Origin of the sequence: Roseibium sediminicola (assembly GCF_023156505.1) — a bacterium.
GTDB classification, from domain to species: domain Bacteria; phylum Pseudomonadota; class Alphaproteobacteria; order Rhizobiales; family Stappiaceae; genus Roseibium; species Roseibium sediminicola.
The window spans coordinates 211,689-234,346 of the sequence record NZ_JALNMJ010000003.1; the positions used below are offsets into that span (position 1 = coordinate 211,689).

The window sequence follows — 22,658 nt, forward strand, 5'->3', positions numbered from 1 at the left end:
AATGGAGTGGGTATCTCGTTTTGAGGAGGAGCTTAAATTCGAAGTATTAATTCAAAAAAACATTGGTGGGACAGAATTTATTTGTTTTTGAAATTCGATCGCGTCCCGGATTTTGGCTTTTATTAAGTATGCTGCATTCCGGGAACGGCTGCGTTTGGAGCCGGCAGACCGGCGCCTGGTGGAGCAGCGCCCACGAGGCCCGGAGAAGGAAGCCGTTTGCAGCGTCGTCGTGATCCAGATCCTTGTGAACGTGGTACCTCGACGGAACCGGTTCTTGATCGCGCAAGTTTCAGCGAGGGGCGCCGCCGGGAAGCCATTGACACTGTGCAATCGGGACATCCTCCTGGTGCGGAGCGGTCACCCCTCGAAAAAAGCGGCGGGAGAAAGCGCCTTACCGGTAAATCAGGCTGGGCAGCCACATGGAAAAGGCCGGCACGAAGGTCAGCAGCAGGAGAACCGTGATCAGCGGCACCAGGAACGGCGCCGTCGCCGTCACGCAGCGCTCGAACGGCACCTGCGCAACCTTGGACAGCACATAAAGCACCATGCCGACCGGTGGCGTCAGCAGGCCGATCATCAGATTCAGGATCATGATGATGCCGAAATGCACCGGATCGATGCCGAGGCCGACCGCAACGGGCAGCAGCACGGGGGTCAGGATCGTGATTGCGGCGATGGTTTCCATGAAAAGGCCGATCACCAGAACGATCAGGGTGATGATCAGAAGCAGGGCGACGCGGTTGTCGGTGACGCTGACCATCAACTCGGAAAATTCCCGTGCGGTCTGGTTGGCGGTCAGGATCCAGGCGAAGATGGTCGAGGCGGCGACGATGAGCATGATGGCCGCGGTCATTTCCACGGTTTCGAAGGACACTTTCAGGATCTTACGGAAATCAAGTGTCCGGTAGACCGCGGTCCCGAGAAAGATGCACCAGGCGACCGCCGCGATCGCGGCTTCGGTCGGAGTGAAAACACCGAACATGATGCCGCCGATGATGATCATCGGGGTCATCAGCGGCAGCAGCGCGTCCACGAAAGTCCGGCCGAGCCGGCCGATCCGGAAATCGAGGTCGCGCGGATAGTTCCGGCGGCGCGAATACCAGGCCACCATGACCATCAGGGCCAGCGCCATCATCAGACCCGGGACAATGCCGGCCATGAACAGCTGGCCGATGGAGGCATCGGCGACGACGCCATAGATCACCAGCGGCAGGGACGGGGGAATGATCGGCCCGATGGTCGATGAGGCGGCCGTGACACCGACGGCGAAATCCGTGTCGTAGCCGGCATCGCGCATGGCCCGGATCTCGATGTTGCCGAGCCCGCCCGCATCGGCGACCGCCGCGCCGGACATGCCGGCGAAGATGACGCTGGCGCCGACATTCACATGCCCCAGTCCGCCATGCATCCAGCCGACGGCCGCGCGGGCAAAGGCGAAGATGCGGGTCGTGATGCCGGCCGAGTTCATCAGGTTGCCGGCCAGGATAAAGAAGGGAACCGCGATCAACGGGAAAGAATTGATGCCGTTGACCATGTTGGCCAGGACGATCATCGGCGGCAGGCCCTCGAAGACGATGAAGGCCAGGGAGGCCAGCCCGAGCGCGGCGGCAACCGGGACGCCGATGATCATCAGCGCAAACAGGAACAGGATCATCAGCGCTATGGCCATGCGGTGTGTCTTTCGTTCAATCGGTGGTCAGGTGATCGTCCAAGGAACGGACGATCTCTTCGGGGGATTGGCGCAGGCGCCGCCATAGCCAAAGGGCCGAATAGAGGGTCGTCAGGGCGAGCGCGATCACGCAGATCGTGTAGATCCAGGCTTTCGGGATCGGCAGGGAAATCATTTTCTGCCGGGTTTTCTGGGTTAGCTCGACGCCGATCCAGGTCATGGCGCCGAAAAAGCCGAGCGTGATCGTCTGGGACAGCAATGTCAGGACTTTCGCCAGGGCCGGCGGCACCAGGCGCATCAGGAATTCCAGCGTGATATGAGCGCCGCGCCGGGTTGCCGTGACCGATCCCAGGAAACAGACAAGGATCAGCAGATAGCGCGCGACTTCCTCGGTCCAAGCGAGGGAATCGTTGAGCACATAGCGGGTAAAGAACTGCAGGAACACCACCACGGCCAGCACCCAGAAGACCAGAATACCGGGAGCATCAATCCATTTCACGGCGCTCAGATCGGTTTTCTCGTCTTCGAACCGGAGCAGGTCGGGCGCGCTGTCGGCGCGCCCTTCCGGCAAGGGTGAGGTGTCACGCGGCGGCTTGCCTGCCACTGCCTCGCTGCTGTCCGTCATTGAGCGAGGGCCTGCATCCGCTCGTAGTGCTCCTGGGTATAGGGCACCTTGCTTTCGTCGGTCAGGATCGGGGCGACAGCTGCCTGGAACGCTGCCTTGTCAACCTCGTTCACCTGGATCCCCTGTTCAACAAACCACTGCGCCAGCTCCTGTTCGGACTGGTAGATTTCGTCTGCGTTCTGCGCCAGGGCGTCCTTGACCACTTCTTCCACGATGACTGCGTCATCACCGAGCTGTCCCATTGCGGTCTCGGAGACCACGACAATCAGCGAGTTGCCGATATGGCCGGTCAAGTTGATGTTCGACTGGACCTCGTAGAATTTCTTGAACTTGATGGTCGGCAGCGGGTTTTCCTGGGCATCGACAACACCCTGCTGCAGGGCCAGATAGACTTCGGAAAAGACGATCGGCGTCGGGTTGGCGCCCACCGCGTTCGGGAACAGCACCATCAGCGGCGAGTCCGGGACCCTGATCTTCAGGCCTTCCATGTCGGCCGGCTTGGTGATCGGAAACTTGGAGGTCACATGCCGGTAGCCGTACCAGGTGATACCCATCACCGTATGGCCGGTCGCCTCCTTGTAGCCGTCCGAGAGCTCCTTGAAAAGATCGCTGTCCCGATAGGCTTGCCAGTGGGCGTAGTCCTTCAGCATGAAAGGATAGTCGGAGATGGCGATCGGGCCGTAGTCGCGTTCGGCGAAATTCGGGCCGGTATAGATCATGTCGACCGAGCCAATGGTCAGGCCTTCGTTGATTTCCGCTTCCTTGCCGAGCGAAGAGGCGGGAAACACCGAAATTGTCACGCGACCTTCGGTCTTGTCTTGGATCTGCTCCGCGGCCCAGAGCGCCCATTTGTGGTAGCTGGAGCCTTCTTCGTAGACATGCGCCCATTTCAGGTCGGCGGCCCAGGACTGGCCGGCAAGGGCAAGTGTCATGGCGGCGGCCAACAGGCCGCGCTTCATCGTTCTTCCAATCATGATGTCCTCCCGTTGGCCAACCAGGCTCCTCAACCCGGTCGGCCTTGACTTGCATAACTAGTATACAAGATATTTTACGTATATGACATATTTTAAGAATGCAACCCAAACCGGCTGGCCATTCGACATGCCGGCTGCTAGTGAAATGAGCGGAAGAGGAGAAACCGTTGAGTCTTGAGGCGGATAGTGCCGACACTCTACGTGCTTGCAAGATGCGGTTTCGGGAGACGAGATGGCCGTGAGACTGGACGAGAAACCCGCGGGCGAGGCGAGGCAACGCAAGCCGAGGGCGCGCAATTCTCCGCCGCGCAGTCCGGTGACGCGTCAGTCCGCAAGGGCGACGCGAAACTCCGAGATCGTCTACCGCGACCTGCGCGACGCCATCATTAACGTCACGCTACCTCCCGGCACATCGCTTGTTGAGAAAGACATCACCGAGACATACGGCATCAGCCGGACACCCGTACGCGAGGCGATCCTGCGGCTGGCCGAGGAGCGCCTGGTGGATGTGGTGCCGAAATCGGGCACTTTCGTCGCCAGGATACCGGTGACAGAGCTGCAGGAAGCCATCGTTGCCCGCAAGGCGCTGGAGGAGGTTTGCGTCCGCGAGGCGACCGCAAAGGCCAGCAAGAGCCAGTTGATGGCGCTGCGGGCCGTTATCCAGCGCGAGCGCGAACTCGCGGAAGCCGGCAATGAGCAGGCCTTCCACGAGGCCGACAACGCCTTTCATGCGGGCATCGCTTCCGCCGGCGGCTATCCCGGCATCTGGACAATGATCGAGAAGATCCGCGTGCAGGTGGAACGCTACCGGCGTCTGACCCTGCCGCAGGACGGCCGGATGGAGATGATCGTTGCCGAGCACGCAGCGGTTCTCGACGCAATTGAACAGGGCAACGCCGATGCGGCGGTTGCCGCGATGACCAGCCACCTCAACAAGCTGCAGATCGACATCGGCACCTTTCAGGACCTGTGGCCGGACTATTTCCTGTTCGACGTCAAATAGGGCCTTCCGGGGTGCGTTTCGCCGGAGGCGCGGCTGGGTCCTGGCACCCGGGTCCATGATCGAAAAGGCACCGCGCCTGTCGAGTCGCCACGACCTTGTTCAGGCAAGTTCGATTTCCTCGCGATAGTCCGGAACATGGCAGGACCAGTGCAAGTCGCTTTCGATCCGGTGGCGAAGGGCATCCGCTGCGTCCGGCTCACCATGGGTGACGAAGGTCAGTTTGGGCGGTGCCTGGAAGTTGCCGAGCCAGCGCATGATCTCGTCGGCGTCCGCGTGGGCCGACAGCATCTGCAGGCTGCCGACCTGCGCGCGCACCGGTATTTGTGAGCCGTGAATTTTCACGCTGGTCGCGCCGGCGACGAGCGCGGCTCCCCTTGTCCCGCCGGCCTGGTATCCGGCAAACAGGATCGTGTTGCGATGATCGGTCGCATAGTGCTTGAGGTGGTGCAGCACGCGCCCGCCGGTGGCCATGCCGCTGGCCGAAACGATCACCTTGGGCATCCGGTTCCGGTCGAGATCCTTTGATTCCTCGACGTCCTGGACATAACGTGCCGCATTTCCCGACCAGTTGCATTCTTCTGCGGTCAGCCTGTGTTCGCCAAGGTGCCCGCGATAGACCTCCGAGGCACTGACCGCCATTGGGCTGTCCAGGAAAACCGGCAGGTCAGGGATGCGACCGGCGTCCTTGAGGCGCTGGATATGGAACAGGAGCAACTGGGCCCGCCCGACGGCGAAGGCCGGAATGACAATGGTCCCGCCTCGGCCGGCTGTTTCGGTAATGACCTTGGCCAGAACATCCTCTGGATCTTCCTGTTCGTGAAGGCGGTTGCCATAGGTGGATTCCACCAGAAGATAGTCCGCATGCCGCACCGGTTCCGGGTCGAGCATCATGCCGTCGCCATAACGGCCGAGATCACCGGAAAACACGATCTTACGGCCATTCCAGTCCAGCTCGACCGTTGAGGCCCCGAGAATATGGCCTGCGCCTCGGAAGCGGACGTCCACCTTGTCGAAGAGTTTTTTCTGCGCGCCGAAACCGACCGGCCTGAACCGCTCCAGCGACAATTCCGCGTCCTTGCGTGTGTAGAGCGGCAGCGCCGGATGGTGTTTGGAGAAGCCGTGGCGATTGGCGAAATCGGCGTCTTTTTCCTGCAGGAAACCACTGTCGGGAAGCAGGATTGCGCAGAGGTCACGGGTCGCCTCGGTCGAGATAACCGGTCCCTTGAACCCGTTTCGGACCAGGAGCGGCACATAGCCGGAATGATCCAGATGCGCATGGGTCAGGATGACCGCGTCAATGCTCTTTGGGTCGACCGGCAAGGGGCCCCAGTTGCGAAGGCGCAGCTGCTTGTATCCCTGAAAGAGACCGCAATCGACGAGGATCTTCAGCCCCTCGGCCTCCAGCAGATATTTCGATCCGGTGACCGTTCCGACACCGCCAAGAAATGTAAGTTTCACGCTCATTCACTGGATCTCCGGTCCCTTCAGCGGTCGTCATTGGTGTTTGAGCTGCTGGCGACGTTGGTGCGTCAGGCCGACGGTCATCAGCGTGACAGCAGCAGGGGCACGGGGCTTCGCTCCAGCATCTCCCGCGTGGTGCCTCCCAAAATGTTCTCCCGCAATCTCGAATGACCATAGGCCCCCATGACCAACAGGTCGGTGCCATGTTCCCGGCAGGTGTCGAGAAGCGTTTCGGACACCGTTCTGCCGGTAGAGGCAACGTTCTGGACAGTGACCTTGAGGCCATGGCGGGCAAGGACAAGCGCGATGTCGCTGCCCGGGTCCTCGCCATGATCATCATCGCCGACGACAGGGTCCACGACCAGAAGAGTTATGTCCTTGGTCTCCATCAGGAACGGCAATGCATCGGAGATCGCACGCGCTGCCTCCGGCCGGGCGTTCCAGGCTATTGCCACTCGCGTTCCGATCCGGCCGTTCTCAAAGGTCTTGGGAATATAGAGAACCGGTCTGCCCGAATCGAACAGGGCGCCATCTATGGCATTTTTTTCCACGAGGGACAGCTCCAGTTCCCCGGACCGCAGGACAAGCGCCAGGTCGCAGTAGATCGCATGCCGGGCAACCAGATCGTCCTCACGGGCGATGGCGGCCAGGCCGGGTCGGACGTCAAAGGATATGTCTTCCCCTGCTAGGCGGTTTTCCAGGTCTTCGGCGACCGAGGTCAAAGCCGTTTTTCGCTTGTCGCATTCCCGCGCCCAGATCTCGACATAGCCATGGCCGCCATAGCCGTAAAACGGCAGGTGCGGCACTTCACCGACGGCAAGCACCGTTAGGTGAGCCTTGCAGGCACGCGCAATGGAAACGGCCTTGTCAATGTTCGTCAGAGCTGTCTCCAAATCTGTTATTGCGAGTATCGTTCTGATGGACATGCGATAATGTTTCCACGTCATTGAATGGTATGCCGGTATAGTATCGGCGCAGTTTCGATCTCGGCACAAGCTGGGGGCGACTACCTACGGAAGGGCTTGGATCAATGGCGAGGCTGCGGCGTGCCGGGGAAGGCTGGTTCCGTCATACGGCGCGGCATCCGCTGCGTCCGGACATACGGAGTGTTCCTGACTTGGCGTAGCGGTGACGGATTGCGGAGAGTGGCGCATATGTCCCGGCAGCCTGCTGCGGGGCACAGAGCTGCCGGGCAAGTCAGGCAGGCAGGACCTGCAGCAACGGGGGACAGTCTGAAGAGTACGGAAAAATCCTTCGCGTCCGAGGCCGTGGACATTGCCGCGGAACTGGGAACTCAAACGCCGGTCGGCCTCGACGAGGGGGAAGCGGCCAGACGCCTCAGGGCTCATGGTCCCAACAGCCTTCGCCTGCACGAGAAACGAAGTGCTCTAGGCATACTGGCGCACCAATTCAGGAGCCTTATCGTCTGGCTTCTGGCCGCGGCAGCGGTATTGTCGCTAATCCTCGGCGATATTGCAGATGCGGTCGCAATCTGCGTCGTACTTCTGCTCAACTCCGCTATCGGCTTCGTCACCGAGTTGCGCGCGGCCCGCTCCATGGAAGCGCTGCTGCGCATTACCGAGGTCAGCTGCCGTGTCCGGCGGGACGGAAAAACGCGCGTGATCAACGCAAAGGACCTGGTCCCCGGTGACATCGTCCTTTTGGAGGCGGGCGACGTTGTGTCCGCGGACCTGCGCCTGGTTTCCGTGTCGAACCTCTATTGCGACGAGTCCCTTTTGACGGGTGAATCGGCTCCCGTGATCAAGCAAGTGACTTTCTTGCCGGAAGAGACCCCGCTGGCCGAACGCACCAACATGGCTTTCAGCGGAACAGCGGTTACACAGGGGCTCGGCGAGGGAATTGTTGTTTCCACCGGAATGGCAACCCAGCTGGGGCATATCAGCAGCCTTGCGCAGAAGGCGGACGAGGAAGCTTCGCCTCTGGAAAGGCGTCTCGACATCCTCGGCCAAAAGCTGGTCTGGCTGACCATTGTCCTCGCGGCTGCAACCAGCCTGGCAGGCATGGCCTGGGGACACTCGATCCCCGAAATGCTCAAGACCGGCGTTGCACTCGCAGTAGCCGCCATACCGGAAGGCCTGCCGGTTGTGGCCACTTTGTGCCTGGCACGCGGCTTGTTGCGGATGGCGAACAGAAACGCGCTTGTGACCAAACTGTCCGCCGTTGAGACACTCGGTGCAACAACCCTGATCCTGACGGACAAGACCGGCACGCTCACGGAAAACCGCATGACCGCCGTCGGGTATCTGACGGATCGGGGAGCCGTCGGCGTTTCGCGCGGTGATGCGGGTGTGTTCTTCACGGCTGAAGACCGGCAGATCGACCCGCGGACGTGGAAGGAACTCGACTGGGCCCTGACAGTCGGTGCGCTGTGCAACACCGCCGAGTGGGATGGCAAAGCCGCCGTGCCAGGCATCGGCGATCCGATGGAGATTTCGCTGCTTGAAACGGCGGCGGGCACTGGATTCGATCGTGCGACACTTCACGAGGAATTCGTGCCGGTCGGGCAGCATGCCTTCGACCCGGTCCGCAAGATGATGGCCACCGTTCATGCCTGCGACGGGCGTTACCTTTATGCCGTGAAGGGGGCTCCGGAAGCCGTCATTAAGGCCGCCTCCGGTGTTTTGGGCAAAGACGGTATACAACCGATCACTGAAGAAGATCGCGAGGCGTGGCTTTCCCGCCAGGCCGAGGCCGCCCGCTCGGGTCAGCGTCTTCTCGCACTCGCCTGCAAGTGGTCCGACATGCCCTCCACGAAACCTTACGAAGACTTGTGTCTCCTTGCCCTGGTCTGCTTTCTGGATCCATTGCGCGCGGAAATCCCGGAAGCGATCAGCGCATGCCAGAACGCAGGTGTCCGAATCGTGATGATGACCGGCGATCATGCGGATACGGCGGCAAAGATCGCGCAGGAGGCCGGCATAGGCCGTCGGGATCCAAAGGTGCTGTCGGGACAGGATGTCGGCGAGCAGGAATTGATTTCCGGCGACAAGGAAGCGCAAATCCGCCTCATGGATATTGACGTCTTTGCGCGGGTGGCTCCGGAGACCAAGTTTAACCTCGTCTCGCTGTTCCAGGACGGTGGTCATGTGGTTGCCATGACCGGCGATGGCGTCAATGACGCGCCGGCTCTCAAGAAAGCCGACATCGGCATCGCAATGGGGCAGCGCGGAACACAGGTTGCGCGCGAAGCATCGGACATTGTCCTGAAGGACGACAATTTCGCGACCATCGTTGATGCCATGCGCCAGGGCCGCATCATCTTCGGCAATATCCGCAAGTTCGTGCTCTATCTGATGTCCTGCAACGTGAGCGAAGTGCTGATCGTCGGCATCGCGGTAGGCATTGGCCTGCCTGTACCTCTGTTGCCGCTCCAGATTCTCTTTCTCAATCTCGTCACGGATGTCTTTCCGGCATTCGCGCTCGGGCTGGGGCAGGGCGACGACGAGGTGATGGTGCGGCCGCCACGTGATCCGCGCGCGCCGATCGTCGACCGGCATGGCTGGTTCCTGATCGCCTTTCTTGGCGGTGCGATCACACTGGCGACCCTGGGAGCCTTCGCGGTGGCATTGTTCCAGCTTGAGTTGGCCCCGGAGAGCGCCGTAAGCGTTGCCTTTGTGACGCTTGCCCTTGCGCAGCTGTGGAACGTCTTCAATGTCAGGAGCGCTTCCACGCATTTTCTGAAAAGCGGCATAGTGCGCAACGGCTATGTCTGGGCGGCACTGGCTTTGTGTGTTGTCCTGATTGTGCTTGCGTTGGCGCATCCCGGTCTTTCCGGGATTCTCGGTCTGCCCTGGCCAGGTCTGGAGGGGGTTCTTGTAGCCATTGGCGCAAGCTTTCTGCCGCTCGCATTGGGCCAGGGTTTGCTCCTGATTGAGGGGGGCAAGCCAAAAACACGGTCCGGCATTGCTACTGCTCCAGGTGAAGGCCCCGGAACTCCTTGACCGTCGACAGGCTGAGCAGGGTCTTCATCTGCGAGACGCTGGGGATCTGCGACAGCCGGTTGCGGTAAAGGCTTTCATAGGCGGCGGTGTTTCTGGTGATCAAACGGATCAGATAGTCGAACTCGCCTGAGATCAGATGACATTCGAGCACTTCCGGCATGCGTTCGATCGCGTTTTCGAACGCGGTGATGTCGTCTTTGCGCTGGCTGGTCAATTTCACCTCGATAAATACCTGGATCTCGAGGTTGAGCGCATTTCGATCCACGCGAACGGTGTAGCCGGAAATGATCCCGTTGCTCTCCAGCAGCTTGACCCTGCGGTGGCAGGCCGAGAGCGACAGGCCGACCTGTTCGGACAGCCTGGCCATCGAGATCCGGCTGTCTTTCTGCAAAGCTGTAAGAATTTTCTGATCGAGCGCATCCATGAGAAATTTTCCGAAGATCGTGGTCAAATTCGATAATTATTCATAAAATATCCGAATCTTTTCGAAATTCGAGAATATTTGTGAATCTTAGCAGGGTAAATTTCCTCTACGGCAAAATGCCGCATGACAGGGGAAAAGAAACATGTCGAAGAGGATCGTCGTCGGTTACGACGGCAGTGAAAGCGGCGCGAACGCGCTGGAATTCGCGGCTGGTCTTGCAAAGGCCAGTGGAGCGGGGCTCGTCATTGCACATGTGCTGGAATGGTCGCCCTACACCTTCCTGACACCTACGGAAATCGAGGAGCGCCACAAGCGGCGGACCGAGGAACTGCAACGCGCGGAAACTGCGGTGCTGGCTCCAGTCGTGGCAAAGCTGGCCGAAAGCGGCCTGGAGGTCACGACCGAGCTGCGCTACGGCCACATCGCGGAAACCTTGATCAAGATCGCCGAGGACGAGGGCGTTGAGCATCTGGTGATTGGCCGAACCGGTCATTCCAGTCTCTCCACGCGCATTTTCGGTTCGGTTGCCGGCAGCTTGGCCCAGGCCGCGCCTGTGCCCGTCACCATCGTTCCGTAAGTTTCCTGAAGGCGAATTCAACATGAAAAAATTCAGCGCCGCGGCCCTTGCCGCAACGGCAACGCTCTGCGCCTCCGCGCCGGCGATGGCCCAATCGATCGACGAACAGGTCAATGCCCTCTTTGCCAGCTCCACCGGCTGGTTCGTCAGCTTTATTTTCAGCCCGTTCCCCGGAACGTCCTTCCCGTGGATCGTCGCCTGGCTGGTGGTCGCGGCCACCGTGTTCACGCTCTATTTCGGCTTCATCCAGTTCCGGGCGTTTCCGCATTCCATCGCCCTGGTGAAAGGCGATTATTCCGATCCGAACGATGCCGGGGAGGTCAGCCACTTCCAGGCCCTGGCCACGGCACTCTCCGGTACCGTCGGTCTCGGCAACATTGCCGGTGTGGCCGTTGCCGTCGGCATCGGCGGTCCAGGAGCGACCTTCTGGATGATCCTTGCCGGCCTGATGGGCATGGCGTCCAAGTTCACCGAGTGCACGCTTGGTGTGAAGTACCGCAACGAGTACGAAGACGGCACGGTGTCGGGCGGTCCGATGTATTACATGACCAAGGGCTTCGAGGAACGCGGTCTTCCGGCCGGCAAGTTCCTGGCGGTTCTGTTTGCAATCTTCTGCATTCTCGGCTCGCTCGGTGGCGGCAACATGTTCCAGGCCAACCAGGCCCATGCCCAGATCGCCAATGTCATCGGCGATTATCCGGGCTGGATTACCGGTGTCGTCTTCGCAGCCATCGTCTTTGCCGTCATCGTCGGCGGCCTTAAGTCGATTGCCTCGGTCACCGAGAAGGTCGTGCCGTTCATGGGTGTTCTCTACGTCGTCACCGCTCTGGTGATCATCGGCGTGAACGCTGACAAGATCGGCTGGGCCTTCGGCCAGATCATCGACGGCGCTTTCACCGGCCTCGGCGTTGCCGGCGGCCTGGTAGGGGCTCTGATCCAGGGTTTCAAGCGGGCGGCCTTCTCCAATGAGGCCGGCGTCGGTTCCGCAGCTATCGCCCACTCGGCGGTACGCACCAAGGAACCGATCACAGAAGGGTTCGTTTCCCTGCTGGAGCCGTTCATCGACACCGTCGTGATCTGCACCATGACCGCACTGGTCATCATCATCACCGGCCAGCTGGTGGCCGATCCGGCAACGGGTCTCTACCTTCTCAATGAAGGCGGTTCCACCATTCAGACGGTTGACGGCAATTCCGGCGTCGCGCTGACCTCGGCGGCCTTCTCCTCGGCCTTCGGCTGGTTCCAGTATGTGCTGGCTGTCGCGGTGGTGCTGTTTGCCTTTTCCACCATGATCAGCTGGTCCTACTACGGTCTGAAGGCCTGGACCTTCCTGTTCGGCGAAGGCAAGGCCAAGGAACTGGCATTCAAGATCCTGTTCTGCATCTTCGTGGTGATCGGTGCCGCCGCCAGCCTCGGCCCGGTGATCGATTTCTCCGATGCCGCGATCTTCGCCATGGCGGTCGTCAACATCATCGCGCTTTACGCCTTGATGCCGATCGTCAAGAAAGAGCTCAACAGCTACCTGAGCCGCTTGAAATCCGGAGAGATCAAGAAATTCGCGTAATTTCCTGACCATCAAAACCAAAAGCAGGCCGCCCACCGGGCGGCCTGTTTCATTTGGCGGGCTGGTCCCGTTTCCGTCTGCCGCAGCGCGCCCCACGAGTTTCAGTGCGCCTCCTGGGCCGGAAGGGCAGGGGCCACCCATTCACGACCGGCACTTCGTCCTCCCGGCTCGAAAAGCAGTCCAATTTTTTCAGGATCAGCCGGAAAACGCGGATTTCGGCGGTGACGGCGCTCCCAAAAATCCAGAAAAACCATACCTTTCGCCCGGGAACTTAGCGAAAAAGATGCCAAAGAAATACCAATGATGGGTGATATTGCCAAAAATGCCCCCTCAAAATTGATTTTCATAAATTCAAACTAATAGGTCGACAAGTGGTATCAAATAGGTATTATATGATGTCAGCAGGAGGGCGCTGACGCCCTTCGGCACGGTTGTTCTGCACCGGCGGTAAAACAAAAACGCGCCAGATGGCGGCAGGCCTCAATCGGGGCGTCCGCCACGACAAGCGGGAAGATCCAGCGCCGGGCAGCAACATTTGGAATCATCCTCACCGGATGAACTTTCGGAGGTGTCTTATGAATCGGAAATTCCTCGCACTGGCCCTGGCCAGTACTGCTCTTTTCACGTCGACCGCTTATGCTGAAGACGTCACCCTGACCATCGAAAGCTGGCGAAATGACGACCTGGCCCTGTGGCAGGAGAAGATCATTCCGGCCTTTGAGGCCAGCCATCCGGGCATCAAGTTGAAGTTCACTCCGTCCGCTCCGACGGAATACAACGCCGCCCTGAACTCCAAGCTGGATGCCGGTTCCGCAGGCGATCTGATCACCTGCCGCCCCTTCGACGCCTCGCTGGCGCTCTATGATGCCGGTCACCTGACCGATCTGTCTGACATGGAAGCCATGGGCAATTTCTCCGATGTCGCCAAGGCTGCCTGGCAGTCTGACGACGGTTCGGCCAGCTTCTGCGTGCCGATGGCCTCCGTTATTCACGGCTTCATCTACAACAAGGACGCGTTTGCGGAAGTTGGCGTCGAAGTGCCGACCACCGAGGCGGAATTCTTCGCCGCCCTCGACAAGTTCAAGGAAGACGGCACTTACATCCCGATGGCGATGGGCACCAACGACCAGTGGGAAGCGGCCACGATGGGCTATCAGAACATCGGTCCGAACTACTGGAAGGGTGAGACCGGACGACAGGCCCTGTTGCTCGGCGTTCAGAAGCTGACCGACGAGCCGTGGGTTGCTCCTTATCGGACCCTGGCCCGCTGGGGCGAGTATCTCGGCGACGGTTACGAGGCCCAGACCTATCCGGACAGCCAGAACATCTTCACACTCGGCCGCGCCGCCATCTATCCGGCCGGCAGCTGGGAGATCTCCGGTTTCAACACCCAGGCCGACTTCGAAATGGGTGCCTTCAAGCCGCCGGTCCAGAACAAGGGCGACACCTGCTACATTTCCGACCACACGGATATCGGCATCGGCATGAACGCCAAGACTGCCCATCCGGAAGCGGCCAGGGCGTTCCTGACCTGGGTGGCGTCGCCGGAATTCGCGGAAATCTTCGGCAACGCCCTGCCGGGCTTCTTCCCGCTGTCCAAGACGCCGGTTGAGCTGGAAGATCCGCTTGCGAAGGAATTCGTCAGCTGGCGCGGCGAGTGCGAGAGCACCATCCGCTCCACCTACCAGATCCTGTCGCGCGGCACGCCGAACCTCGAAAACGAGACCTGGGGCGCGTCTGTCGCCGCCATCAAGGGCACCGAAAGCCCGGAAGACCTCGGCAAAAAGCTGCAGGAAGGTCTGGCAAGCTGGTACGAACCGCAGCAATAATCGGCTGGTAGCACACATCTCCCGGGCAGGCTTCGCCTGTCCGGGTTCTTTTTACCGGAGCTTCAAATGAGCGCGCCCCGTTTTCGCTGGCATATTGCCGTGTTTCTGGCCCCAGCGGTCCTGGTCTACACGGCGGTGATGATCTTCCCGCTGTTCAACACCCTGCGTCTTGCTCTTTACAGCAAGATCGACCAGGAACGGGTATTCGTCGGCCTCCAGAATTTTTATACGCTGCTCGGCGACCCGACCTGGTCGGATCAGTTCTGGAACGCGCTCGGCAACAATTTCTGGTTCTTTTTGATCCATATGGTGGTGCAGAACCCGATCGGCATTGCGCTGGCTGCCATTCTCAGCCACCCGCGCCTGCGGTTCGCAGCCTTTTATCGCTCGGCCATCTTCATTCCGACCATCCTGTCCTTCGTGATCGTCGGTTTTGCGTGGAAGCTGATCCTGTCGCCGATCTGGGGCATCGCCCCGTCCATGCTGGACGCTGTCGGCCTCAAGTCGCTGTTCGCCCCCTGGCTCGGCAAGGAAGAATATGCGCTGACCGCGCTGTCGCTGATTTCCGTCTGGCAGTTCGTGGGCATTCCGATGATGCTCATCTACGCCGCGCTGCTGTCCATTCCCGAGGAGGTTCTGGAAGCGGGCGAAATCGACGGCATTACGGGCATGTCGGCCTTCTGGAAGATCAAGCTGCCCCTGATCCTGCCATCCATCGGCATCATCTCGATCCTGACCTTTGTCGGCAATTTCAACGCCTTCGACCTGATCTACACGTCCCAGGGCGCGCTCGCCGGCCCGGATTTCTCGACCGACATTCTCGGCACCTTCATGTACCGCACCTTCTTCGGCTTCCAGCTGCAGCTGGGGGATCCCTATATGGGCTCTGCCATTGCCAGCGCCATGTTCGCGATCATCCTGGTGGGTGTCTGTCTCTATCTCTTCGGCATCCAGACCCGGATGCGCCGATACCAACTGTGACGGGGAGGGACCCTCATGCATAAGGCACGGACCAATCCGTTCAACACGGCCGCCATGCACGGCGCGCTGATCCTCTACACCTTGATCGCGCTGTTTCCGGTCTTCGTGATCCTGATCAACAGCTTCAAGACCCGCAAGGCGATCTTCCGCGAGCCACTGGCATTGCCGAGCGCCGACAGCTTCTCGATGGTCGGCTATCAGACGGTGATGAAGCAGGGGGATTTTTTCCTCTACTTCCAGAACTCCATGATCGTCACGGTCGCCTCGCTGTTCCTTGTCCTGCTGTTTGGCGCCATGGCCGCCTTTGCGCTCAGCGAATACCGCTTCAAGGGCAACATGCTGATGGGCCTCTACCTGGCGCTTGGCATCATGATCCCCATCCGGATCGGTACCGTTGCGATCCTGGAAATGATGGTGGCTTCGGGGCTCGTCAACACGCTGACGGCGTTGATCCTGGTCTATACGGCGCAGGGGTTGCCTTTGGCGGTGTTCATCCTGAGCGAATTCATGCGCCAGGTCTCGGACGATCTCAAGAATGCCGGCCGCATCGATGGCTTGTCCGAATACACCATCTTCTTTCGCCTGGTGCTGCCGCTGGTGCGGCCGGCCATGGCAACGGTCGCGGTCTTCAACATGATCCCGATCTGGAACGATCTCTGGTTCCCGCTGATCCTGGCGCCGTCCGAGGAGACAAAGACGCTGACGCTCGGCAGCCAGGTGTTCATCGGCCAGTTCGTCACGGACTGGAACGCGGTCCTGTCGGCGCTGTCGATGGCAATCCTGCCGGTGCTGATTCTCTATGTGATCTTCTCGCGCCAGCTGATCCGCGGCATCACCTCCGGAGCGGTCAAATGACCAGGGTCCTGATTGTCGGTCTCGGCAATATGGGGCTCTCCCATGCGCTTGCCCATCACAAGCACGGGGAGGCCGAGATCATTGGCCTCGTCAACCGCTCGGGCAAGGTCGGCCATCCCGATCTCGGCGGCTATCCGGTCTTTACCGATTATGCAAAAGCTTTGGCGGAGACAAAGCCGGACCTGGTGGTGATCGCTACCTATTCCGACACCCACGCGGATTACGCGGTTGCGGCCATGACGGCCGGTACCCATGTCTTCATAGAAAAGCCGCTGGCAACGACGGTTGCCGATGCGGAGCGCGTGATTGCCTGCGCCAGGGAAACCGGCCGCAAGCTGGTTGTCGGCTATATCCTGCGCCATCACCCCTCCTGGGTGCGGCTGATCGAGGAAGCCCGGGCGCTGGGCGGTCCCTACGTCTTCCGCATGAACCTGAACCAGCAGAGCTCGGGAGCGGAGTGGGAGACCCACAAGGCCTTGATGCAGACCACCGCGCCGATCGTCGATTGCGGCGTGCATTATGTTGATGTCTGGTGCCAGATTACCGATGCGGCGCCGGTGAAGGTCCATGGCATCGGGCTGCGGCTTTCCGACGAGATCGCGCCGGACATGTACAATTACGGCCAGTTCCAGGTGACCTTTGCCGACGGCTCGGTCGGCTGGTACGAGGCCGGCTGGGGACCGATGATGTCGGAGACGGCCTTTTTCGTGAAGGATGTCGTTTCGCCGGCAGGCTCTGTCTCCATCGTCGAGGACGACAAGGGCGCGTCCGCAGATGTCGATGGCCATACGAAAGTGGGTGGATTGCTTGTGCACCGGCCGGACGGCGACCGGCGCATCGACCTGCCCGGCGAACCGGGGCACCAGGAGCTCTGCGACGCGGAACAGGCCTATATGCTGCGCGCCATTTCCGAAAACATCGATCTGACCCGGCACATGCAGGATGCCGTCACCTCGCTGGCAATCTGCCTGGCGGCCGACGAGAGCATCCGCACCGGACAACCCGTTACCTTAAAGGAGCAAACGCCATGACGGCGCTGACCCTGTCCAATGTCAACAAGTCCTTCGGAGCGGTTCATGTCCTGAAGGACATCAATCTGGAAGTCGAGGACGGCGAGTTCGTCGTGTTTGTCGGTCCTTCCGGCTGCGGCAAGTCCACGCTCCTGCGCGTGATCGCGGGCCTTGAAGATGTTTCTTCCGGCGAGGTGCGCATCGGCGGCGAGGTCGTCAACACCACGCCGCCGTCGAAACGCGGCATCGCCATGGTGTTCCAGAGTTACGCGCTCTATCCGCATTTGAACGTGCGCAAGAACATGTCCCTGGCTCTGAAGCAGGAACGGCAGAGCAAGGAAGTCATTGAGCAGCGCGTCGCCGAGGCGACCCGCATGCTCAATCTGGAAGACTATCTCGACCGCTATCCGTCAGAACTCTCCGGCGGTCAGCGCCAGCGGGTTGCCATCGGCCGCGCCATCGTGCGCCATCCGAAACTGTTCCTGTTCGACGAACCGCTGTCCAACCTCGACGCGGCCTTGCGCATGAACACGCGGCTGGAGATCGCAAACCTGCACCAGCAGCTGAAGACTTCGATGATCTACGTCACCCACGATCAGTCGGAAGCCATGACGCTGGCCGACAAGATCGTCGTCCTGAAGGCCGGCCGTATCGAGCAGGTCGGCAGCCCGATGGAGCTTTACAACAACCCGGCCAACAAGTTTGTGGCCGGTTTCCTGGGTTCGCCCGCGATGAATTTCCTGCCCGCCGGTCTGGTCTCCGAAGGCGACGAGCGCACCCTGGGTGTCCGCCCGGAGGATCTTGTCCTTGCTGGTGACGGCCCGCTCAAGGTGACAGTGCAGCATGTGGAGCAGCTCGGCGGCGACACCAACGTCATCGCCAGGATCGACGACCACCAGATCACCGCGCGGCTCTTTGGTCAGCACGTGGTTCAAGCGGGCACAGAGCTCAGCTTCGGCATTGCCGACGGCAAGTCGTTTTATTTCGACAAGGACGGCGCGCGCTTGAGGGCTTGAGGGGCGACTAGAAAACCTCTCAATCGTCATCCCGGCCAAGCGCAGCGCGAGCCGGGACCGGGGAGGCACGGGTCCTTTGGGGAAAGGCCCGTCACCACGGCGAACGCACCCGGCTCACCGGTCCCGGATCTGCGCTGCGCTCCGTCCGGGATGACGCTGGAGGGGGAGGGCAGTGGAGCCCGCAATGAAAAAGGCCTTCCCGGTCGCCCGGGAGGGCCTTTCCGTTTCACTTGTGCATCGAACCTAGCTGATCTGGGTCAGCAGCTTGTCGAGGCTGGCCTTGGCGTCGCCGTAATACATGCGCGTGTTCTCCTTGTAGAACAGCGGGTTCTCGATGCCGGAATAGCCGGTGCCCTGGCCGCGCTTGGAAACGAACACCTGCTTGGCTTTCCAGACTTCCAGAACCGGCATGCCGGCGATTGGCGAGTTCGGGTCTTCCTGGGCCGCCGGATTGACGATGTCGTTGGAGCCGATGATGATCGCGACATCCGTTGACGGGAAGTCCTCGTTGATCTCGTCCATTTCCAGAACGATGTCGTAAGGCACCTTCGCTTCGGCGAGCAGCACGTTCATGTGGCCCGGCAGACGGCCGGCGACCGGGTGGATCGCAAAGCGCACTTCCTTGCCCTTGGCGCGCAGGCGCCGCGTCAGTTCCGCGACATTCTGCTGTGCCTGGGCGACAGCCATGCCGTAGCCCGGAACGATGATGATGCTGTCGGCATCTTCCAGGGCGGCAACGACGCCGTCACTGTCGATGGCGATCTGTTCGCCTTCCACTTCCATGGCCGGGCCGGTGGTGTTGCCGAAACCGCCGAGGATCACCGAGATGAACGAGCGGTTCATCGCCTTGCACATGATGTAGGAGAGGATCGCACCCGAGGAACCGACCAGCGCGCCGACGACGATCAGGAGATCGTTGCCGAGCGAGAAGCCGATGGCGGCCGCGGCCCAGCCCGAATAGGAGTTCAGCATCGACACAACCACCGGCATGTCGGCGCCGCCGATGCCCATGATCAGGTGATAGCCGATGAAGAAGGCCAGCAGCGTCATCAGGATCAGCGTCCAGATGCCAGCGCCGTTCAGGAACAACAGCAACAGGATGACGCTGAGCGCGGCAGCCCCCGCATTCAGCATGTGGCCGCCGGGAAGCTTTTCGGCTTTGGAGGTGACCTTGCCGGCCAATTTGCCGAAGGCGATAACAGAGCCGGTGAAGGTGACAGCACCGATGAAGACGCCAAGGAACACTTCGACCTTCAGGATGCCCTGTTCGACCGGGGTCTTGTGGGCAAGCAGCGCGGCGAAGCCTTCCAGCGCGTGGCGCTCTTCCTCGCTCATGGCCATCACGCGGCCGAGCTCGATATAGGCGTTGAAGCCGACAAAGACCGCTGCAAGGCCGACCAGCGAGTGCATGGCGGCGACCAGCTGCGGCATCTCGGTCATCTGCACCTTCTGGGCGACGTAATAGCCGATGATGCCGCCGCCGGCGATCAGGATGAGCGAGAGCAGCCAGAGGCCCGAGCCCGGGCCGATCAGGGTGGCGACAACGGCCAGCCCCATGCCGACAATACCGTACCAGATGGCACGTTTGGCGCTTTCCTGGCCGGAGAGACCGCCGAGGGAGAGGATGAACAAAACAGCCGCGACAACATAGACGGCAGTCGTGAAACCGAATTCCATCTTACGGCCTCCTTAGGATTTCTGGAACATGGCGAGCATGCGCCGGGTGACGAGGAAACCGCCGAAGATATTGATCCCGGCCATGAAGACGGAAAGACCCGCGAGCAGGATCACCAGGAAGGACCCGGAGCCGATCTGCATCAGGGCGCCGAGAATGATGATCGAGGAAATCGCGTTGGTCACCGCCATCAAGGGCGTGTGCAGCGAGTGGCTGACATTCCAGATCACCTGGAAGCCGACAAAGACCGACAGCACGAACACGATGAAATGCTGCATGAAGCTCGCCGGCGCGATCAGGCCGACCAGCAGCATCAAAAGGCCGCCAATGCCGAGCAGCATGACCTGCTGCTTGGTCTGCGCCTTGAAGGCCGCCGTTTCGGCGGCCCGCTTTTCCTCGGCCGTCAGTTCCTTGGCCTTTTCCTTCGGCTTGGCGGCGATCGCCTGAACCTTTGGCGGCGGCGGCGGGAAGGTAATCTCGCCCTTGTAGGTGACCGTCGCGCCGCGGATGACATCGTCTTCCATGTTGTGATTGATCAGACCGTCCTTTTCCGGAGTCAGGTCGGTCAACATGTGACGGATGTTCGTGGCATAGAGCGTCGAGGCCTGGGTCGCCATCCGCGACGGGAAGTCGGTGTAACCGATGATGGTGACACCGTTGTCGGCAACCACCTTGTCGTCGGGAACGGTGCCTTCCACGTTGCCGCCGCGCTCGGCGGCGAGGTCCACAATCACTGAGCCGGGCTTCATGGCCTTGACCATGTCTTCCAGCCACAGCTTCGGAGCCGGGCGGTTCGGGATCAGCGCCGTGGTGATGACAATGTCCATTTCCGGCGCCAGTTCACGGAACTTGGCGAGCTGGGCTTCGCGGAATTCCGGCGAGGATACACTGGCATAACCGCCGGTGGCGGCGCCGTCCTGCTGCTCTTCCTCGAAATCCAGGTAGACGAATTCGGCGCCCATGGATTCAACCTGTTCGGCCACTTCCGGGCGGACGTCAAAGGCATAGGTCACGGCGCCGAGGGAGGTCGACGTGCCGATGGCGGCAAGGCCCGCGACACCGGCGCCGACCACCAGGACTTTCGCCGGCGGAACCTTGCCCGCGGCGGTGATCTGGCCGGTGAAGAAACGGCCGAAATTGTTGCCGGCCTCGATTACGGCGCGGTAGCCGGCGATGTTGGCCATGGAGGACAGCGCGTCCATTTTCTGGGCGCGCGAGATACGCGGCACCATTTCCATGGCGATCACGTTGGCGCCGGCTTCTTTCGCCTTTTCCATCCCGGCTTCGTTGCCGCCCGGATTGAAGAACGAGATCAGCGTCTTGCCTTCAGCGAGATATCCCAGCTCCTTGTCTTCGGGCGGGCGCACCTTGGTGATGATGTCGGACTTCTTCCAGAGGCTCGGCGCTGTCTTGACGATCTCGACACCGGCTTCCTGATAGGCCTCGTCGGAAAAACCGGCGGCCTTGCCGGCGCCGCTCTGGACGAGGCAGGTGTATCCGAGTTTCTGAAGTTGCTTGGCGGACTCCGGGGTCATCGCTACACGATTCTCCCCGGGAAACAGTTCCTTCGGTGTGCCGATTATCAGGGCTTCTGGCATTCGTCGCTCCAACAAGATTGTTGAGAAGTGGACGCGAACGGCCGCATCGGCGAATGATCTTCCCCCGCGACGCCCGCTCCCTCACAAACGTGTAGCGACTATAGAAACGAAAAAAATACTTATGACAAGGTGTGTTTGCTCTTAAATTGCACGGTATTACCGCACTGCACCCTGAGAGCAGCCCGATAAAAATGTCTGGGGTGCAACGCAACTCGGTTCCCGGAAACTGGTGCGGTGGGCGCTCGCTGGCCGGAATACTCGGAAAGGGGCGGGAACTAGTATTTTTTACCCCACCGAAATAAATATCCGGGAGGTTTGTCTATTATTTCATCGTGTGAAAATTTTCGGCGGCGGAGGGCGTTGGTCCCCTCCGCCGCCGTGGAATTTATTCTGCAGCGGCCTCAAGACCCATCTTGGCGTCGATGTCCGATGCGTCGTGCCGTTCCGGTACCTGTTCGTGCTCTTCGCCAAAGGTCTTGTTGACCTTGCGGCCGCGGATGACGGCCGGCCGGGCATCGATCTTTTCCGCCCAGGCGGTGAGGTGCTTGTACTCATGCACCGAGAGGAACTCGGCTGCATTGTAGGCGCGTCCCAGCACCATGCCGCCATACCAGGGGAAGATCGCCATGTCGGCAATCGTGTAGTCGTCGCCGGCAATATAGGGGCGTTCGGCGAGCGCCTTGTCGAGCACATCCAGCTGGCGCTTGGCTTCCATGGCAAAGCGGTCGATCGGGTATTGGAATTTCTCCGGCGCATAGGCATAGAAATGGCCGAAGCCGCCGCCGAGATAGGGCGCGGAGCCCATCTGCCAGAACAGCCAGTTCAGGGTCTCGGTGCGCTTGGCCGGGTCGGTCGGCAGGAATTCACCGAACTTCTCGGCGAGATACAAGAGGATCGAGCCGGATTCGAACACCCGTGTCGGCGGGTTGGTCGAATGATCGACCAGGGCCGGGATCTTGGAATTCGGATTGGCGACGACAAAGCCGCTGGAGAACTGGTCGCCTTCCTGGATCTTGATCAGCCAGGCGTCATATTCAGCGCCGGTGTGGCCCAGGGCCAGCAGCTCTTCCAGCATGATGTTGACCTTCACCCCATTGGGCGTCGCCAGCGAATAGAGCTGCAGCGGGTGTTTGCCGACCGGCAGGTCTTTTTCGTGAGTGGCGCCAGCGATCGGCCGGTTGATGCTGGCGAACTCACCGCCATTGGGCTGTTCCCAGGTCCAGACTTTGGGTGGGGTGTAGGTCGGGTCACTCATGAGGCGGTCTCCGGAACGGGTCGGTCATTGAACGGGTACAACGGGCGCTGTGGTCACACAAACAGATCCATCGCAATCTTACGATTAAATAGGCGGGAATGGCAGGATTGCCTAGGGCTGTTTTTTGAGCGAGGAAAAAAATTGCGCAAAATGAGCTGAAAAGAAAGCCAAACGATTGGC

19 protein-coding genes are annotated in these 22,658 nt (G+C 60.5%); 9 read left to right on the top strand and 10 right to left on the bottom strand.

From position 1 onward, the window contains the following. Positions 1 to 391 precede the first annotated feature (391 nt). From M0H32_RS06475 to M0H32_RS06485, 3 genes are read right to left on the bottom strand one after another with little or no spacing between them, the layout of a single operon-like run. Positions 392 to 1,669 carry a TRAP transporter large permease gene (locus tag M0H32_RS06475; protein ID WP_248152343.1) on the bottom strand — a complete coding sequence of 426 codons (1,278 nt, stop codon included), beginning with the start codon at positions 1,667 to 1,669 and terminating at the stop codon, positions 392 to 394. Positions 1,670 to 1,685: 16 nt separating this feature from the next. Then, entirely contained in the window at positions 1,686 to 2,294 is a 609-nt protein-coding gene (locus M0H32_RS06480) for a TRAP transporter small permease (RefSeq protein ID WP_248152345.1), read from the bottom strand. Further along, the gene (locus tag M0H32_RS06485) at positions 2,291 to 3,268 is read right to left on the bottom strand and encodes a sialic acid TRAP transporter substrate-binding protein SiaP (protein ID WP_248152349.1); all 978 of its coding nucleotides are present in this window, start codon (positions 3,266 to 3,268) and stop codon (positions 2,291 to 2,293) included. The genes M0H32_RS06480 and M0H32_RS06485 overlap by 4 nt, the downstream gene beginning before the upstream one ends. 232 nt (positions 3,269 to 3,500) lie before the next feature. Between M0H32_RS06485 and M0H32_RS06490 the strand changes: the two genes are divergently transcribed. Continuing rightward, complete coding sequence (locus M0H32_RS06490) at positions 3,501 to 4,271, top strand: GntR family transcriptional regulator (protein ID WP_248152351.1); 771 nt, start codon at positions 3,501 to 3,503, stop codon at positions 4,269 to 4,271. A gap of 99 nt (positions 4,272 to 4,370) precedes the next feature. Here M0H32_RS06490 and M0H32_RS06495 read toward each other — a convergent pair whose 3' ends face one another. Together M0H32_RS06495 and M0H32_RS06500 are read right to left on the bottom strand one after the other, a co-directional pair. After that, complete coding sequence (locus M0H32_RS06495) at positions 4,371 to 5,735, bottom strand: MBL fold metallo-hydrolase RNA specificity domain-containing protein (protein ID WP_248152353.1); 1,365 nt, start codon at positions 5,733 to 5,735, stop codon at positions 4,371 to 4,373. Between the two features lie 80 nt (positions 5,736 to 5,815). After that, positions 5,816 to 6,658, bottom strand: coding sequence for a universal stress protein (locus M0H32_RS06500; protein WP_248152355.1), 843 nt, complete (start codon positions 6,656 to 6,658; stop codon positions 5,816 to 5,818). A gap of 228 nt (positions 6,659 to 6,886) precedes the next feature. Here M0H32_RS06500 and M0H32_RS06505 point away from each other — a divergent pair, with 228 nt between their 5' ends. Continuing rightward, positions 6,887 to 9,694: a cation-translocating P-type ATPase gene (locus M0H32_RS06505; protein ID WP_248152358.1), complete on the top strand. Its 2,808-nt coding sequence runs from the start codon at positions 6,887 to 6,889 to the stop codon at positions 9,692 to 9,694. On the opposite strand, the gene M0H32_RS06510 is transcribed toward M0H32_RS06505, so the two are convergent. After that, a complete protein-coding gene (locus tag M0H32_RS06510; protein ID WP_248152370.1) occupies positions 9,660 to 10,118 on the bottom strand; it encodes an Lrp/AsnC family transcriptional regulator in 459 nt (152 codons plus the stop codon). The two genes, M0H32_RS06505 and M0H32_RS06510, sit on opposite strands and share 35 nt — an antisense overlap. Before the next feature lie 142 nt (positions 10,119 to 10,260). On the opposite strand from M0H32_RS06510, the gene M0H32_RS06515 reads away from it, so the two are divergent. Further along, positions 10,261 to 10,695, top strand: a complete 435-nt coding sequence (locus M0H32_RS06515; RefSeq protein WP_248152372.1) for a universal stress protein — start codon at positions 10,261 to 10,263, stop codon at positions 10,693 to 10,695. Positions 10,696 to 10,717: 22 nt separating this feature from the next. Then, positions 10,718 to 12,259, top strand: coding sequence for an alanine/glycine:cation symporter family protein (locus M0H32_RS06520; protein ID WP_248152374.1), 1,542 nt, complete (start codon positions 10,718 to 10,720; stop codon positions 12,257 to 12,259). A gap of 101 nt (positions 12,260 to 12,360) precedes the next feature. Here M0H32_RS06520 and M0H32_RS06525 read toward each other — a convergent pair whose 3' ends face one another. Further along, on the bottom strand, positions 12,361 to 12,606 hold the full coding sequence (locus tag M0H32_RS06525) for a hypothetical protein (protein WP_248152376.1): 246 nt from the start codon (positions 12,604 to 12,606) through the stop codon (positions 12,361 to 12,363). A 228-nt stretch (positions 12,607 to 12,834) separates the two neighbouring features. On the opposite strand from M0H32_RS06525, the gene M0H32_RS06530 reads away from it, so the two are divergent. The 5 genes from M0H32_RS06530 (at position 12,835) to M0H32_RS06550 (ending at position 17,950) form a co-directional block, all read left to right on the top strand. Next, positions 12,835 to 14,088, top strand: a complete 1,254-nt coding sequence (locus M0H32_RS06530) for an ABC transporter substrate-binding protein (RefSeq protein ID WP_248152378.1) — start codon at positions 12,835 to 12,837, stop codon at positions 14,086 to 14,088. Between the two features lie 66 nt (positions 14,089 to 14,154). Continuing rightward, on the top strand, positions 14,155 to 15,069 hold the full coding sequence (locus tag M0H32_RS06535; protein ID WP_248152380.1) for a carbohydrate ABC transporter permease: 915 nt from the start codon (positions 14,155 to 14,157) through the stop codon (positions 15,067 to 15,069). A gap of 15 nt (positions 15,070 to 15,084) precedes the next feature. After that, complete coding sequence (locus M0H32_RS06540) at positions 15,085 to 15,924, top strand: carbohydrate ABC transporter permease (protein WP_248152386.1); 840 nt, start codon at positions 15,085 to 15,087, stop codon at positions 15,922 to 15,924. Then, the gene (locus M0H32_RS06545) at positions 15,921 to 16,955 is read left to right on the top strand and encodes a Gfo/Idh/MocA family protein (protein WP_248152388.1); all 1,035 of its coding nucleotides are present in this window, start codon (positions 15,921 to 15,923) and stop codon (positions 16,953 to 16,955) included. The genes M0H32_RS06540 and M0H32_RS06545 overlap by 4 nt, the downstream gene beginning before the upstream one ends. Further along, positions 16,952 to 17,950, top strand: a complete 999-nt coding sequence (locus M0H32_RS06550) for an ABC transporter ATP-binding protein (RefSeq protein ID WP_248152390.1) — start codon at positions 16,952 to 16,954, stop codon at positions 17,948 to 17,950. The genes M0H32_RS06545 and M0H32_RS06550 overlap by 4 nt, the downstream gene beginning before the upstream one ends. A gap of 243 nt (positions 17,951 to 18,193) precedes the next feature. Here the strand turns inward: M0H32_RS06550 and M0H32_RS06555 are convergent, their stop codons facing one another. The 3 genes from M0H32_RS06555 to yghU form a co-directional block, all read right to left on the bottom strand. Then, on the bottom strand, positions 18,194 to 19,627 hold the full coding sequence (locus M0H32_RS06555; protein WP_248152392.1) for an NAD(P)(+) transhydrogenase (Re/Si-specific) subunit beta: 1,434 nt from the start codon (positions 19,625 to 19,627) through the stop codon (positions 18,194 to 18,196). A gap of 12 nt (positions 19,628 to 19,639) precedes the next feature. Then, on the bottom strand, positions 19,640 to 21,211 hold the full coding sequence (locus M0H32_RS06560) for a Re/Si-specific NAD(P)(+) transhydrogenase subunit alpha (protein ID WP_248152650.1): 1,572 nt from the start codon (positions 21,209 to 21,211) through the stop codon (positions 19,640 to 19,642). Between the two features lie 397 nt (positions 21,212 to 21,608). After that, complete coding sequence (gene yghU / locus M0H32_RS06565; RefSeq protein ID WP_248152394.1) at positions 21,609 to 22,478, bottom strand: glutathione-dependent disulfide-bond oxidoreductase; 870 nt, start codon at positions 22,476 to 22,478, stop codon at positions 21,609 to 21,611. Positions 22,479 to 22,658 lie beyond the last annotated feature (180 nt).